Below are 14,062 nucleotides of genomic sequence, written 5' to 3'. Positions count from 1 at the left end.
GACCCATGCCCGCCGAGCTTCAGCAGCCCACCCGCCGCGCAACCAGCGCCGACGTCGCCCGGCATGCCGGATTCTCGCGATCGACGGTGAGCCAGATCCTGAACGGCGCGTCAGACAGATTCCCCGATGAGACGCGCGAGAAGGTCCGCCAGGCTGCAGCCGCCCTCGACTACAGACCATCCCGCGCTGGCAGAGCGCTCGTGACGGGCATGAGCGACATCATCGTGATCGTCGTGCCGAATGCCACCTTCGGTCCCCACCTTCAAGACTCCGTCGACCGTATCGCGGGCGCTACGGAAACGACGGGCATGAGCGTCGTCGTGCGCTTCGCCGGCCTCGATACCGCGAGCGCTCTGACCTCCGTGCTCGATCTTCGTCCGAGCGCGGTGATCGATTTCGGTGTCTTCACGACCGAACAGCGCGCGCGCCTGGCCGATTCGGGCACCCTCGTCCTCCCTGATCGCAAGCTCATCACCGAGGGCGACGACGCCGACCCCGTCGACATCTACATCGGCCGCCTGCAGGTGGCAGAACTCCTCCGACGCTCCCCCCGGAGACTGGCCTACGCCGGTCTGCTCGACGGTCGCCTCGATCCGTTCGGGCCCCCGCGTCTCGAGGGCATCCGGAGAGAGGCGATCGATCGAGGCGTGCCGGAGCCCCTTCGAGTCCGAGTGCCGCTCGACCTCGACGGCGCTATGGCTGCACTTCAGAGCCTTGTCGACGAGGCCGGCGATGAGCCCATCGGCGTGTGCTGCTACAACGACGACGTCGCCATCGCACTTCTCGCCGGGGCTCGCGCACTCGGCCTCGACGTGCCCAGGTCGCTCTCGGTGATCGGGGTCGACAAGACGGTGGTCGGTCAGCTCATCTCTCCGAGACTCAGCTCCGTGTCCATCGATCAACCCACCCTCCTGCTGTCGCAGGTGCAGCAACTCTCACGCCTGGGAGGAGATCAGGTGAAGGTGGGCGAGACGCCAGCGCTGTCATCGGTCGTACACGTGGTTCCGGGAGAGACGACCTGATCACGCCCGTAGGCTGAAGCCATGGGCACAGTCATTCTCGTGCGGCACGGCCGCACCCAGGCGAACGTCGACGGCATCCTCGCCGGGCGCACCGCGGGCGTCGATCTCGATGATCGCGGGCGCGAGCAGGCCGCCGCGACGGCCGAACGACTGACGACGGTTCCCCTCGTCGCCGTCGTCTCGAGCCCGCTCGATCGCTGTCGCCAGACATCCGCCCTCATCCTCGACCGCCAGCAGGGCTCCCCCGAGTTCGTCGTCGAAGACGACATCACCGAGTGCGACTACGGCGACTGGCAGGGCGGCACACTCAAGCAGCTCAGCACGGAGAAGCTGTGGAAGGTGGTGCAGTCCAACCCGAGCGCGGCGGTGTTCCCCGGGGGCGAGTCGCTCGCCACCATGCAGTCGCGTGCCGTCGCCGCGATCCGACGCCTCGACGCGGAGTTCGAGGAGAAGTACGGCCCCGGCGCCGTCTGGGCAGCCGTGAGCCACGGCGACATCATCAAGTCGGTGCTCGCCGACGCCTACGGAATGCACCTCGACCTGTTCCAGCGCATCAGCGTCGGCCCCGCCTCCGTCTCGATCGTGCGCTACGGCGCCGGTTCCCCGAGCGTGCACGCCACGAACACCGAATCGGGCGACCTGTCGTGGTTGCGCACCGCGCCGGCGCCCGCAGATGCGCCCGTCGGCGGTGGCGCCGGACCGGCCTGACCCCGCTCAGCGCTCGTAGACTAGATACATGCCTCCCCTCGTCCATGGCTTCGATTGGCCCGACCGGGTGGTGGTCGGCACGATCGGCCAGCCCGGCTCCCGCTCCTTCTACCTCCAGGCCCGCACCGGCCGACGCATCGTCAGCGTCGGACTCGAGAAGCAGCAGTCGGCTGCGCTCGCCGAGAAGATCGAGGAGATCCTCGACGAGCTCATGAGCCAGGAGGGCAACCCGGCCAGCGTGCCCGCCACGACCCCGGCCGAGCTGGTCGACAACGACCCCCTCGACCCGGTCGAGGAGGAGTTCCGCACGGGCACCCTCAGCCTCGGCTGGGATCCGTCGACGGCGCAGGTCGTCATCCAGGCCTTCCCCGTCGTCGAGATCGAGATCGATGAAGACCAGGACGAGCTCGAGCTCGACCTCACCGACATCGAGCCCGACGAGATGCTGCTCGTGCGCATCCCCGTGGGCTCGGCCCGGGCCTTCGCCAAGCGCACTCTCGAGGTCGTCGGCGCCGGTCGCCCGCTGTGCCCGCGGTGCGGCATGCCCATCGATCCCGAGGGACACGTCTGCGACCCGCTCCCGGGACTGGAATGACCTCGGCGCCCGACCCCGACGGCGCCCAGGGCGCCGAGCTGGTGATCACCGGGCGCATCACGACGGCGTCGAACGCGACCTTCCTCGCCCAGCTCGGCGAGACCGTCGTCGTCTACAAGCCTGTGGCGGGCGAGAATCCGCTCTGGGATTTTCCCGACGGCACCCTCGCCCAGCGAGAGGTGGCCGCCTACCTGGTCTCCGAGGCCTTCGGGTGGAACGTCGTTCCCCGCACCTGGCTGCGTGACGGCCCGATGGGTGTGGGCATGGTGCAGCTCTGGCAGGATGTCGACCCCGATCAGGATGCCGTCGACCTGGTCGAGGCGGGAACGGTTCCCGACACGGGCTGGCGGCGGGTGCTCGACGGCACCGACGAGAACGACCGCGAGGTCACCCTCATCCACGAAGAAGGCGACGCGCTGCGGCGCATGGCGATCTTCGACGTGATCGCCAACAACGCCGACCGCAAGGGCGGCCACATCCTGGCGATGCCCGACGGGCACCGGCACGGCGTCGATCACGGCCTCACGTTCCACGAGGAGCACAAGCTGCGCACCGTGCTGTGGGGCTTCGTCGACGACGAACTGCGGCCCGACGAACTCGCCACGGTCGAACAGGTGCGATCCGCGCTCTACGGCGAACTCGGAGATCAGCTGACGGAGCTCATCACCCCGCTCGAGCTCGACGCCCTCGACGCCCGCTGCGAGCGCCTGCTGGCGCGCGGGCGGTTCCCGGCACCGCGCGGCCACATGCCCGCGGTGCCGTGGCCCCTGTTCTGACCGGGCACGCGGCATCCGCGCCCGTACGGCGCATGCGCTGCACCTCGAGCGGCAGCGGATGCGCCGAAGGGGCGCGGATGCTGCCGGCTATTCCTCGGTCTTCAGTGCGAGGCCGATCGCGAAGAACGTCGGCGCCCAGTGGCCGATGAAGATTCCCCAGCGGTCGGACTGCGCCTTGTCGTCGGACTTCTTGGCCCGCGACGCGAGCCAGGCGACGAGGGCGAGACCGATCGACGCGAAGCCCGCGAGGTAGGCGTACTCGCTGCGCAGCCCGAGGTCGTGAGCTGTGCGGATCGGGTTAAACCCGGCTTTCTCGATGACTTTCTTTGCCATGATGGCGACCTTTCGTCAGGAGCCCGAAGAGGGCTGTCGCCACTGTGACACGCCAGAACGCCCAGCCCGCAGGGATTGCGCGGACTGGGCGTTCTCGTAGTATCTCGGCCTCTCGGACTATGCCGCGAGCGGCACCTCCGCGGTGGCCGAGACCACGCTGAGCCGGCCGTCGATGACGTCGACCGAGACTCCGCCGCCATCCAGAACCGCAGAGCTGACGAGCAGCTCGGCGATGCGGTCGTCGACCTCGCGCTGGATCACCCGGCGCAGCGGGCGAGCGCCGTACTCGGGCTCGTAGCCGTTCTCGGCGATCCAGTCGATGGCCGACTCGCTGATGTCGAACGAGACGTTCCGTGCCGCGAGACGCGACCGCGTCGCATCCAGAAGCAGGGCCACGATCTGCCGCAGTTGCGGCCGGTCGAGCTTCGTGAACAGCACGATCTCGTCGATGCGGTTGATGAACTCGGGGCGCATGGCCTCGCGCAGCTTGCCCATCACCCGGTCGCGCAGCGCCTTGTCGTCGCCGAAGCCGTCGGCGGCGTTGGGTGCGGCGAAGCCGATGGGGCCTCCGCGGCTCGCGAGGAACTCCGAGCCGATGTTCGACGTCATGATGATGACCGTGTTGCGGAAGTCGACCGTGCGACCCTGGCCGTCGGTCAGGCGTCCGTCGTCGAGAACCTGCAGGAGCAGGTTGAAGACGTCGGGGTGCGCCTTCTCGATCTCGTCGAAGAGCACCACGGAGTACGGGTTGCGCCGAACTCGCTCGGTGAGCTGCCCTGCCTCGTCGTAGCCGACGTATCCGGGAGGGGATCCGACGAGGCGCGACATCGTGTGACGCTCGCCGAACTCGCTCATGTCGAAGCGCACCATCGCCTTGTCGTCGCCGAACAGCGACGAGGCCAGCGCCTTGCCGAGCTCGGTCTTGCCGACGCCGGTCGGACCGAGGAACAGGAAGCTGCCCACGGGCCGGTTGGCGTCGCCCATGCCGGTGCGGTTGCGGCGCACGGCCTTGGCGACGACCGAGACGGCGTCGTGCTGGCCGACGACACGGTCGTGCAGTTCGTCTTCGAGCACCGCGAGGCGCTCCCGATCGACCCGGGTCAGGCGGGCGGCGGGAATGCCGGTCGCCCGAGAGATCACGGCGGCGATCTCGGCCTCGCCGACGACGGCCTCGGCAGGGACAGTGTTGCCGGTAGATGGCGCCGGCCGGGCAGCCGACAGCTTCTCGTGCACGGCCTCGATACGGTCGCGCAGGCTCGACGCCTCCTCGTAGTGCTCGAGAGAGACGGCCGAGTTCTTGGCCGCTTCGAGCTCGCTCAGCTCTTCGAGCAGGGCGGAGGTGTCGATGCGGGATCCGAGCTTCAGGCGCAGCCGGGCTCCGGCCTGGTCGATCAGGTCGATCGCCTTGTCGGGCAGGAAGCGATCGGTGACGTAGCGCGCCGACAGCTCGACGGCGCCGCGGACGGCCTCGTCGGTGTAGCGCACGCCGTGGTGCTCCTCATAGGCTCCGCGGAGGCCCGACAGGATCGCGACCGCGTCCTCGATGGACGGCTCCCCCACGTGAACGGGCTGGAAGCGCCGCTCGAGGGCGGAGTCCTTCTCGATCGAGCGGTACTCCTTGAGCGTGGTCGCACCGACCACGTGCAGTTCGCCGCGGGCCAGCCGGGGCTTGAGGATGTTTCCGGCATCCATGCCGCCCTCGCCCGAACCGCCGGCGCCCACGACCGTGTGCAGCTCGTCGATGAACACGATGAGCTCGGTCTTGTGGGCGCTGATCTCGTCCATCAGCGTGGTGAGGCGCTCCTCGAAGTCGCCGCGGTAGCGGGTGCCTCCGAGCATCGCCGGGAAGTCGAGCGAGACGACGCGCTTGTCGCGCAGCTGCTCGGGCACGTCGCCGGATGCGATGCGCTGGGCCAGGCCCTCGACGATCGCGGTCTTGCCCACGCCGGCCTCGCCGATCAGAACAGGGTTGTTCTTGGTGCGGCGCGACAGGATCTCGACGGTCTGCTCGATCTCGTCGGCACGGCCGATCACGGGGTCGAGGGCGCCGTCGCGGGCCATGGCGGTGAGGTCGGTTCCGAACTTGTCGAGCATCGGGGTCGTGGATGCGTCGGGCGCGTCGGACTGAACGCTCGGCGCCTGCTCGCCCAGGGTCTCGCGCAGGCCCGACTGCAGGGCCTCGGGCGTGATGCCGGCGGCCGACAGCACCTGGCCGGCAGGAGCATCCTGGCTGATCACGAGCGCGAAGAAGAGGTGCTCGGGGTCGATGTAGGTCGAGCCGGACGCGCGCGCCACCTGGTAGGCGTGGAACAGCGCGCGCTGGGCCGACTGCGTGAACACGGGGGCCGAATCGGCCTGGCCGGACTGCGCCTGCGGCAGGCGCTGCTCTGCGGCGTCGGCGATGTCGGCCGGGCGCACGCCGAGGCGGGCGATGACCTCGGCTGCGGGCTCGGTCTCGGCGAGCACGCGCAGAATGTGCAGCGCGTCGAGCTCGCGGTGGCCGTGCTCGATGGCAAAGCGCCCCGCGGATGCGAGGACCTCGTGGGTGCGCCGGCTCATGAGTCGGCTGATGTCTATGGAACGCCCGGCCTGGGCCGCGCGCTCGCCCTGCAGGTAGCGGGCGAGGAATTCGTCGAACGAGTTGCTCCCGGCTCCGTCGGAGTCGGGGGAAGAGTTGGGGTCGAAGCGATCGGGCAAAGTAACCTCCTGTGAAACTTGAGTGCCTTCGACTCAACTCAACAAAGCAGAGCGCGATCTATTCCCGACCGCTCCGAGCACGCCGAGGTGCGGGTTGTGGCCGCTTCGATTCGCGAGGAAGCGGCCAGATCCCGCACCTCAACGCTCCCTGTGGAGAGCTGGAGCGGCGGGAACTCGAAAGTTGGCACCATGTGCGCATGAGTCCGCGTGCACCGAGGCCGTTTCACCATCCCGACCGGGCCTTCACGGTGGGGGAAGCGCGGGCACACGGCGTCTCGCGGCGCAGGCTACGGGCTCTCGATTTCGACAAGCCGTTCCACGGCATCCGCGTTGCCACACAAGAGCTGGTCTCTCTCGAGGATCGCTGCCGTTCATTTTTGCCCCGGATGCCGCAAGACGGCGTCTTCAGCCACGTCACGGCGGCGGGGCTCTACAGAATCCCTCTTCCGCTTCGGCTCAGTACCTCGCGTGAGCTGCACGTCTCTGTTCCCGCGACGCGGCGTGCGGTCGACGCGAAGGGAATCATCGGACACAAGGCGACCTTCGGCTCCGGCGCCTGGGACAAGCGATTCGGATTCCCCGTCACGACACCGGAACGCACCTGGTGCGACCTCGCTTCGGTACTCACCCTCCCCGAGCTCGTGGCAGCTGGTGACAAGCTGATCGCTCGACGGCTCCCGCAGACGACACGAGCTGCGCTCGAACGGGCCGTGTCCACCTACACGTCGCGGCGCGGCATCCGGAATCTTCGACGCGCACTCGGCATGCTCTCCGACAGGGCGGAGTCTCCGAGAGAATCGCTTCTGCGTGTCGCGATCATTCTTGCGGGGCTGCCCGAGCCCACAGTCAACATGCGTGTCTTCTCGGCCAAGGGAAAGTTCTTGGCCCGGGTGGACCTCTGCTACCCGCACCTCAAACTCTCCCTGGAGTACCAGGGAGACCACCACCGCGCCGACCAATCGCAGTGGCGTCGAGACATCTCGCGTACGCGAGCATTGCAGGCCGAGGGATGGACTGAATTGCAGTTCACCGAGGACGATCTCGATGACCCACAACGCTTCATCGAAGAACTACGCCTGATCCTCGCTCGACTCAGCCACTGAAGTTCGGAGTATGGCCGCATAGATGCCTGGCAAAGCGGCCATTTCCCGCACCTCAGTGGCGAAAGAGAACAACCGCGCTCGACGGCGTCGGAGGCTGCCGTTAGCGTGGGTGGATGCGACGGACTGCGGGCGAGGTGAACGGCGTCGCGAGACGATCGTTCTCTCCGGGGCCACCCCGGGGCACACATCCCAGCCAGAACGCACAACCGCAGGCACCGCACCGCGCTTCGCGCGGCCGGGTGCCCGCACCGATCGATCGGTCGCCCGCAGTTCGTCGCATCCCCATCCTGCCGGGGGCCGCGTGACGCGTACCGCCCTCGCCTCCGGGCTCTCGCACGCCCTGCTCGCCTCGCCCGAGTGGGCGTTCGACCCGCTGGTGGATGCCTGCGGCCGGGCACTCGGGTCACGTCCGGGCTGGCTGTGGCCGCTCGTCGACGGGGTTCTCGACGCGTATCGACGCCCTCCAAGAGACGCGCATCGCGAGCTCGCCCGCTGGATCGAGCAGAGCTCCGCAATCCAGGATGCCCTCCAATCCGCTCACGAGTCGCAACGCGAGATCTCCCTCGTGCATCTCGAGACCGCGCCGGCGCGTATGGCCCCCACCTCGGCGGCCGTCCCATCCCTCGACGGCCTCGGCGAGCTCGCCGACTTTCTCGAGGTGACGTCACCGCAGCTCGACTGGCTCACCGACACCGCGCATTTCAACCGCCGAACCCCGCGGGGCCGGCTGCACCACTACAGCTACGACTGGCTCGTGCGCCCCGGGCGAGCACCTCGGCTGCTCGAGGTTCCGACTCCGCGCATGCGACGGGTGCAGCGACGCGTGCTCCGAGACATCCTCGGCCCGCTCCCCCTGAACGACGCCGCACACGGCTTCGTTCCCGGCCGCTCGGCCATCTCCGGCGCATCGGCCCATGCCGGCGCGCACACGCTCATCACGCTCGACCTCAGCACCTTCTTCGCCCGAGTGCCGGCCCGGCGCGTCTACTCCGTGTTCCGGCAGGCCGGGTACCCCGAGGCGGTGGCCCACGCACTCACGGGCCTGTGCACGCACGCGGTGCCGCCGTGGGTGGGCGCCCGGATGCCGTCGGGCGGCTCGCCCGAAGATCGCGCGGCTCTGCGAGACGCGATCTCGCGGTCGCACCTGCCGCAGGGCTCCCCCACGTCGCCGGCCTTGTCGAACCTGACCATGCGCCGTCTCGACTCCCGGCTCACCGGCTGGGCCGCGGCATCCGGCGCCGTCTACACCCGCTACGCCGACGACCTGGCATTCAGCGGCTCCGACCTGCGCGGGCGGGCGGCCACGTCGTTCATCTCGGGAGTCGACCGCATCGTGCGGGCCGAGGGGCACGTGTTGAACCGGTCGAAGACCCGCATCGCCGCACGAGGAGCCCGCCAGAGTGTGACGGGCCTCGTCGTGAACGACGGCCCGTCCGTCGATCGACCCACCTTCGACGAGCTGAAGGCTCTTCTGCACAACTGCGTCGTGCACGGCCCGGCAAGTCAGAACAGGGCCGGCCACCCCGATTTCAGGGCCCACCTGCTGGGCCGGCTGAACTGGATAGCCAGCGTCAGTCAGACGCGCGGCACGAGGCTGCGCCGAGACTTCGACCGCATCGACTGGTCGTGACCTTCCGCGCTACTTGCCCGCGAGGGCGGCGCAGCGGGGGCACCGGGGGTAGCCGTTGGTTCCGAACTTCTTGTTCTCGAGCGGAATCGCAGAGCCCTCGGGGCACGTGCGCTCGTCGTGGAAGACGTGCGTGTCCTGCGGCTTCTTCGAGTAGTACGGGTTGACCTTCATGCCCCCAGTCTACGAATCGGCGTCGGCGCCCGCTCCGGGTCGGAACGCCGCGTCGTCTCGGATGTCGATGCGGGTGGCCCCGTCATGCTTCGACACCTCGATGCGCGGCTCGGCGTCGGCCTCGGTCGACTTCGGCGCGGTGGTCAGCTGGTCGTGGCGCTTCTCGTCGGCATCCATGCGTCTCGCCCTCAGTCGTTCGCCTGGGCGGAGGAGGCCGAGGAGGCCGTGGAGGTCGAGGGCGACGACGTGTCGGTCGACGACGACCCGGTGACCTTGTCCTTCGCGGCCTTGGCCACGTCGACGAGCTTCTCCTGAACGACCGGTGCCGCCTCGCGCACGAGGTCGCCGGCGTCGGAGACCGCCTTCTGCACGTGCGGGTCGTGCCAGACATCGCTGGCGCGTGCCTTGATCTCGGTGTACTTCGCGCGTCCGGCCTTGGTGCCGAGAACGTAGCCTGCGGCGAGGCCCACGCCGAGTCCGAAGATGAGTCGTGCTGCCATGATGAGCTTCTTTCTACTCGGGAGGATGCGGTGCCTCCAGAGTGGCACGATCGACTGAGCGCCCACAGGGCTTGCGCTTCAGGCCTCGGGTTCCCATCGCTTCGCCGCCGACGCCGAGATGATCGACAGCAGCGCGGCGCGGAACGCCTCGGGATCATCGACGGTCGGCATCATGTCGCGCTCCAGGGTGTGTGCCGAGTTCCACACGTCGACACCGGCCGGCGTGACGGTCACGACGTGGCGACGCCGGTCGCTCGCGTCGGCGCGGCGCTCGACGAAGCCCTCGCGCTGCAGCCGCTCCAGGGTGCGCGAGATCGTCTGGTTCTCGACGCGCGCGAGCCGGGCCAGATCCGTCTGGCTTCGAGGACCTTCCTGCAGCAGATGAAGGACGACGAGGCCGGCGTGCGTGAGACCCAGGCGATCGAGGGTCTCGATCCAGGCGTGTTCGACGAGCCGTGACGCGGTGGCGAGCAGCCGCCCCGTGGGCCAGTCATGCATAGTCGGGCCGGCAGCGGAAGCCTCCCGCGCTTCTGTCGTCGGCTCCTCGCTCATTGTCCAAATGTAGGCTACCGTCAATTAGTAAGCTGGCTGACTAATTGAAAGGCGCCCCCTCATGTCATCGATGTCCCCCGCAACACGCTTGGATCGCGCCCGACAGGTCACGGTTGCCGTCAGCGCCGTGATCGCCGTGGTCGGATCGTTCATCGGCTCGGGAGCCGCGGGCGGAACGCCCATCCAGAACGCCGCCGGCGGAGCGCTCGGCGCCGACTCCACCCCGATCGCGCCCGCCGGCCCCGCGTTCTCCATCTGGTCTGTGATCTACCTCGGCCTGCTGGCCTACGCAGTGTGGCAGCTGCTGCCCGCCCAGGCGTCGGCACCGCGTCAGCGCCTCGTCGGCTACTGGGTGGCGGCTTCGCTCGTGCTCAACGCCGCGTGGATCTTGAGCGTGCAGTTCGACCAGCTCGCCCTCTCCTGCGTCGTGATCGTGCTGCTGCTGGCCGTGCTCGCCCGCACGTTCCTGCTTCTGGTCGATGGACGGTCGACCGGGCTGGTCGAGACGATCGTGCTCGACGGAACGATGGGGCTCTACCTCGGCTGGGTCTCGATCGCCACGGCCGCCAACCTGACAGCGGGCCTCACGGTCGCGGGCTTCGACGGCTTCGGCTGGAGCGAAGACGCCTGGGCGGTCATCGTGCTGGCGGTCGCCGCGCTCGTGGGAGTGCTCCTCGCGATCCGAGGCCGAGGCCGGCTCACCCCTGCGGCGTCGCTCGCGTGGGGGCTCGCGTGGGTGGCGGTCTCGCGCACGACCGGCGAACTGGTGTCACAGCCCGCCATGATCGCCGCCATCGTGGCCGCGGCCATCGTCGTGATCGCGACCGTCGGCATCCGGATCGCGACGCGCACTTCGCAACGCGCACGCGCATGACCACGACTCCCCCGACCCCGACCCCAACGACGACGACGTCGTCGCGCACGCGCTGGTACGGCCTCGTCTTCATCAGCGTCGCCGTCGCGCTGATCATCGTCGACTCCACGATCGTCAACGTCGCGATCCCCTCGATCGTGAAAGACCTCGACATCTCGAGCACGCAGGTGCAGTGGGTGCAGGAGTCCTACACGCTCGTGTTCGCAGCCCTGCTGCTGGTGTTCGGCACGCTCGCCGACAGGTTCGGGCGCCGCCGGATGCTGCTGCTCGGCGTGGTGATCTTCGCCGCGTCGAGCGTTCTGGCCGCGCTGGCGCCGACGGGCGATCTTCTCATCGGCGCCCGCGTGCTGCAGGGGGTGGGCGGTGCGATGGTGCTCCCCACGACCCTGTCGATCATCAACGCCACGTTCCGCGGCAAGGATCGCGCCATCGCATTCGCCATCTGGGGATCGACGATCGGCGGTATGACGGCGGTCGGGCCTCTGCTGGGCGGATGGCTCACAACGGACTTCTCCTGGCGTTGGGCGTTCGGCATCAACGTGCCCCTCGGAATCGTGATCGTCGTCGGGCTGCTGCTGTTCGTGCGCGAGTCGCGCGAGGCGACGGCCGCGGGCCGGGTGGATGCCATCGGCGCGTTCCTCTCGATCGTCACGAGCGCGACACTCGTCTTCGGCCTCATCGAGGGGCGCAGCCTCGGCTGGTGGCTGGTCGACGAGCGCATCACGATCGGCGACTGGAGCTGGCCGGGAGACCTCTCTCCGGTGCCGATCTCGTTCGCGGTCTGCGTCGTCGCGGGCGTTCTGTTCGTGCTGTGGGGCCGGCGACGGCAGCGCGCCGGGCTGAGCACGATGCTCGCCTTCGGGCTGTTCCGCATCCCATCGTTCCGCAACGGCAACATCGCCGCCATGATCGTGAGCCTCGGCGAGTTCGGCATCATCCTGTCTCTGCCCATCTGGCTGCAGAACGTGCTGGGCTACGACGCGTTGCAGACCGGGTTCATCCTCCTGGCCCTGGCGATCGGCTCGTTCGTCGCGAGCGGTTTCGCGGGGGCGTTCGGCAACCGCGTCGCACCCGTCGCCATCGTTCGGGTGGGTCTGGCCGCCGAGATCATCGGTGTCGCGGGCATCGCCGTCGTGATCGGACCCGACACGGGCTGGGGCCTGCTCGTACCGTTCCTCTTCGTCTACGGCTTCGGCGTCGGCCTCGCCACGGCACAGCTCACGGGCGTCGTGCTGAAAGACGTGCCCGTCGAGCAGAGCGGGTCTGGCTCGGGTACGCAGTCGACCTCGAGGCAGATCGGCTCGGCGCTCGGCATCGCGATTCTCGGCACAGTGCTCTTCACCACGGCCGGTGCACAGCTCGACACCCGACTGTCCGACGCGGGCGTTCCGGATGCGCAGCGCGAGCAGGTCGTGTCGGCCGTCGTCGACAGCTCCGGCGCGGCGATCGCCCGACTCGAGGCCGATCCGTCGACCGCTGCGCAGGCGGAGTCCGCGAAGATCGCGTTCTCCGACGGAACGAAGTACGCGGCGTTCTCTGCGGCCGCGTTCCTGTCGCTGGGATTCCTGGCCACGCTGTCGCTCGGCGGCAGCTCAGACAGCGCCGATACCCGGCGGAGACGAGCCGACGACGTGGAGGATGCCGCTCAGGGAACCCAGCGGTAGAGCTTGTCGGGCTCGCCCGCAGCGTCGCCCGCGGAGTGCCGGCCGGTCGACCAGCTCTCTCGAACGAGCGAGAATCCCACGCTCTCGAGAAAGCGGATGGCGACCGCGTTGCGCTGGAATGCCCAGAGCTGCAGGCCCTGCGGACTCTCCCGCTTGGCGACCTCGATCAGCCGGTGCCCGACGCCGAAGCCCTGAGCCGTGGTGCGCACGAAGAGCTGGCTGAGCCATCCGTCGTGCAGGGCGACGACGCCCACGATGTTGCCGTCGACCGTCGCGACCCACGCGTCGGTCTTGTGCAGCAGCACATTCGACGTCCACCAGCGGTCTTCCTCGATCGTGTTGCGGCCGCCGAGCCACGGCATCGAGTCCTCGGTCGAATAGTGGATGACCTCGGCGATCGCATTCGCGTCGCTCGCGTCGGCACGGCGCACGTCATCGATGTGCGTCGTGACCCTCTCGCGCTTCATGGCTACAACTCTGACCCGCTGATCGAGAACGTGTCGCAGCTGCCGGCGCCGTTCTTCAGCCCGGTCTGGAACCACTTCTCGCGCTGCTCGCTCGATCCGTGAGTCCACGTCTCGGGGTTCACCTGGCCGGAGCCCATCTCCTGGATGCGGTCGTCACCGATGACCGACGCAGCGTTCAAGGCGTCGGCGACCTGCGCATCCGTCACCGGCTTGAGGAACGTGACGCCGTCGACGTCTTCGGTCGTGGATGCCGCGGTCACCCAGGCGCCGGCGAAGCAGTCGGCCTGCAGCTCGGTGCGCACAGAGTCAGATGTCGGCCCCGTGTCGGTGCGATCGGTGCGGTCCATCACTCCGGCGAGGTTCTGGATGTGATGGCCGAATTCGTGCGCGACGACATACATCTCGGAGAGGGTTCCGCCGCTGGCGCCGAACTGGGTGCGCAGCTCGTCGAAGAACGAGGTGTCGATGTAGATGGACTGGTCTGGCGGGCAGTAGAAGGGTCCGGTCGAGCTGGAGGCCTGGCCGCAGCCGGTGTTCGTGGCCGCGGTGAACAGCACGAAGTCGGCCGGCGGGGCGTACGTGATGCCGAGGGCCGGGGCCTCATCGATCCAGTAGTCGTTGAGCGAGTTCTCGGCGCCCACCATGAGGCACTCGACGTCTGCATTCGCTTCGGATCCGAAGTCGCACTTGTCGAGACTCTCCTCGCTCTGCGTGCCTTGCTGGCCGCCGCCGGCGAGGCCGGTGAGGTCGACGCCCAGAACCTGCGAAAGCAGAAAGAGCCCGATGACCACCACGGCGCTGCCGCCGCCCACCGCGATGCCGGTGTTGCGGCCGCGCTTGGATACCCGGCTCGTGTCGAGCTTGGCGTTGTCATTGAACGTCATAAGAAAGAAACTAGCGCCTCGAAAGGCACCCGGGCAGTCCCCTGCCGACGGAGCACGGCATAGTGGTAATGAACCGTTTTCACCCA

Annotated in this window: 16 protein-coding genes; 8 read left to right on the top strand and 8 right to left on the bottom strand. The window is 68.5% G+C overall.

The features are described from left to right. Positions 1–5 precede the first annotated feature (5 nt). Genes ASF51_RS07150 through ASF51_RS07135 form a run of 4 tightly spaced genes read left to right on the top strand, consistent with a single transcriptional unit; the run spans position 6 to position 3,101 of the window. Positions 6–1,022 (top strand): LacI family DNA-binding transcriptional regulator, encoded by a 1,017-nt coding sequence (locus ASF51_RS07150; protein ID WP_055926864.1) that lies wholly within the window; start codon positions 6–8, stop codon positions 1,020–1,022. 21 nt (positions 1,023–1,043) lie between these two features. Next, on the top strand, positions 1,044–1,730 hold the full coding sequence (locus tag ASF51_RS07145; RefSeq protein WP_055926862.1) for a histidine phosphatase family protein: 687 nt from the start codon (positions 1,044–1,046) through the stop codon (positions 1,728–1,730). A 28-nt stretch (positions 1,731–1,758) separates the two neighbouring features. Continuing rightward, positions 1,759–2,325 (top strand): DUF3090 domain-containing protein, encoded by a 567-nt coding sequence (locus tag ASF51_RS07140; protein WP_055926860.1) that lies wholly within the window; start codon positions 1,759–1,761, stop codon positions 2,323–2,325. Beyond that, on the top strand, positions 2,322–3,101 hold the full coding sequence (locus ASF51_RS07135; RefSeq protein ID WP_055926858.1) for an SCO1664 family protein: 780 nt from the start codon (positions 2,322–2,324) through the stop codon (positions 3,099–3,101). The genes ASF51_RS07140 and ASF51_RS07135 overlap by 4 nt, the downstream gene beginning before the upstream one ends. A gap of 87 nt (positions 3,102–3,188) precedes the next feature. Here the strand turns inward: ASF51_RS07135 and ASF51_RS07130 are convergent, their stop codons facing one another. Both ASF51_RS07130 and ASF51_RS07125 read right to left on the bottom strand, forming a co-directional pair. Continuing rightward, complete coding sequence (locus tag ASF51_RS07130; RefSeq protein ID WP_055926857.1) at positions 3,189–3,434, bottom strand: hypothetical protein; 246 nt, start codon at positions 3,432–3,434, stop codon at positions 3,189–3,191. Positions 3,435–3,551: 117 nt separating this feature from the next. Continuing rightward, positions 3,552–6,131 (bottom strand): ATP-dependent Clp protease ATP-binding subunit, encoded by a 2,580-nt coding sequence (locus ASF51_RS07125; RefSeq protein ID WP_055926855.1) that lies wholly within the window; start codon positions 6,129–6,131, stop codon positions 3,552–3,554. Between the two features lie 197 nt (positions 6,132–6,328). Between ASF51_RS07125 and ASF51_RS07120 the strand changes: the two genes are divergently transcribed. Both ASF51_RS07120 and ASF51_RS18670 read left to right on the top strand, forming a co-directional pair. Next, positions 6,329–7,234 (top strand): DUF559 domain-containing protein, encoded by a 906-nt coding sequence (locus ASF51_RS07120; protein WP_157412040.1) that lies wholly within the window; start codon positions 6,329–6,331, stop codon positions 7,232–7,234. Between the two features lie 301 nt (positions 7,235–7,535). Then, complete coding sequence (locus ASF51_RS18670) at positions 7,536–8,864, top strand: reverse transcriptase family protein (RefSeq protein ID WP_162236930.1); 1,329 nt, start codon at positions 7,536–7,538, stop codon at positions 8,862–8,864. A gap of 9 nt (positions 8,865–8,873) precedes the next feature. Here the strand turns inward: ASF51_RS18670 and ASF51_RS19020 are convergent, their stop codons facing one another. The 4 genes from ASF51_RS19020 to ASF51_RS07105 all read right to left on the bottom strand — a co-directional run bounded on the left by ASF51_RS19020 (position 8,874) and on the right by ASF51_RS07105 (position 10,033). Then, positions 8,874–9,035, bottom strand: a complete 162-nt coding sequence (locus tag ASF51_RS19020) for a hypothetical protein (RefSeq protein ID WP_157412039.1) — start codon at positions 9,033–9,035, stop codon at positions 8,874–8,876. A gap of 9 nt (positions 9,036–9,044) precedes the next feature. Beyond that, complete coding sequence (locus ASF51_RS19015) at positions 9,045–9,212, bottom strand: multidrug transporter (RefSeq protein ID WP_157412038.1); 168 nt, start codon at positions 9,210–9,212, stop codon at positions 9,045–9,047. A gap of 11 nt (positions 9,213–9,223) precedes the next feature. Further along, on the bottom strand, positions 9,224–9,535 hold the full coding sequence (locus ASF51_RS07110) for a hypothetical protein (protein ID WP_055926851.1): 312 nt from the start codon (positions 9,533–9,535) through the stop codon (positions 9,224–9,226). Between the two features lie 78 nt (positions 9,536–9,613). Further along, a complete protein-coding gene (locus ASF51_RS07105) occupies positions 9,614–10,033 on the bottom strand; it encodes a MarR family winged helix-turn-helix transcriptional regulator (protein WP_055926849.1) in 420 nt (139 codons plus the stop codon). Positions 10,034–10,148: 115 nt separating this feature from the next. Here ASF51_RS07105 and ASF51_RS07100 point away from each other — a divergent pair, with 115 nt between their 5' ends. Next, positions 10,149–10,961, top strand: a complete 813-nt coding sequence (locus tag ASF51_RS07100; protein WP_055926847.1) for a tryptophan-rich sensory protein — start codon at positions 10,149–10,151, stop codon at positions 10,959–10,961. Continuing rightward, on the top strand, positions 10,958–12,625 hold the full coding sequence (locus ASF51_RS07095) for an MFS transporter (RefSeq protein ID WP_055926846.1): 1,668 nt from the start codon (positions 10,958–10,960) through the stop codon (positions 12,623–12,625). The genes ASF51_RS07100 and ASF51_RS07095 overlap by 4 nt, the downstream gene beginning before the upstream one ends. Here the strand turns inward: ASF51_RS07095 and ASF51_RS07090 are convergent. Together ASF51_RS07090 and ASF51_RS07085 are read right to left on the bottom strand one after the other, a co-directional pair. Next, positions 12,607–13,092 carry a GNAT family N-acetyltransferase gene (locus tag ASF51_RS07090; protein ID WP_055926843.1) on the bottom strand — a complete coding sequence of 162 codons (486 nt, stop codon included), beginning with the start codon at positions 13,090–13,092 and terminating at the stop codon, positions 12,607–12,609. The genes ASF51_RS07095 and ASF51_RS07090 overlap by 19 nt on opposite strands. 2 nt (positions 13,093–13,094) lie before the next feature. Then, entirely contained in the window at positions 13,095–13,976 is an 882-nt protein-coding gene (locus tag ASF51_RS07085; RefSeq protein ID WP_055926841.1) for a neutral zinc metallopeptidase, read from the bottom strand. Positions 13,977–14,062: the final 86 nt, after the last annotated feature.

It is taken from the genome of Agreia sp. Leaf283 (genome assembly GCF_001422485.1).
Taxonomy (GTDB): Bacteria; Actinomycetota; Actinomycetes; order Actinomycetales; family Microbacteriaceae; genus Agreia.
Note: the sequence above shows the minus strand (reverse complement) of the source record. Positions and strands in the feature narration are given on the sequence as shown.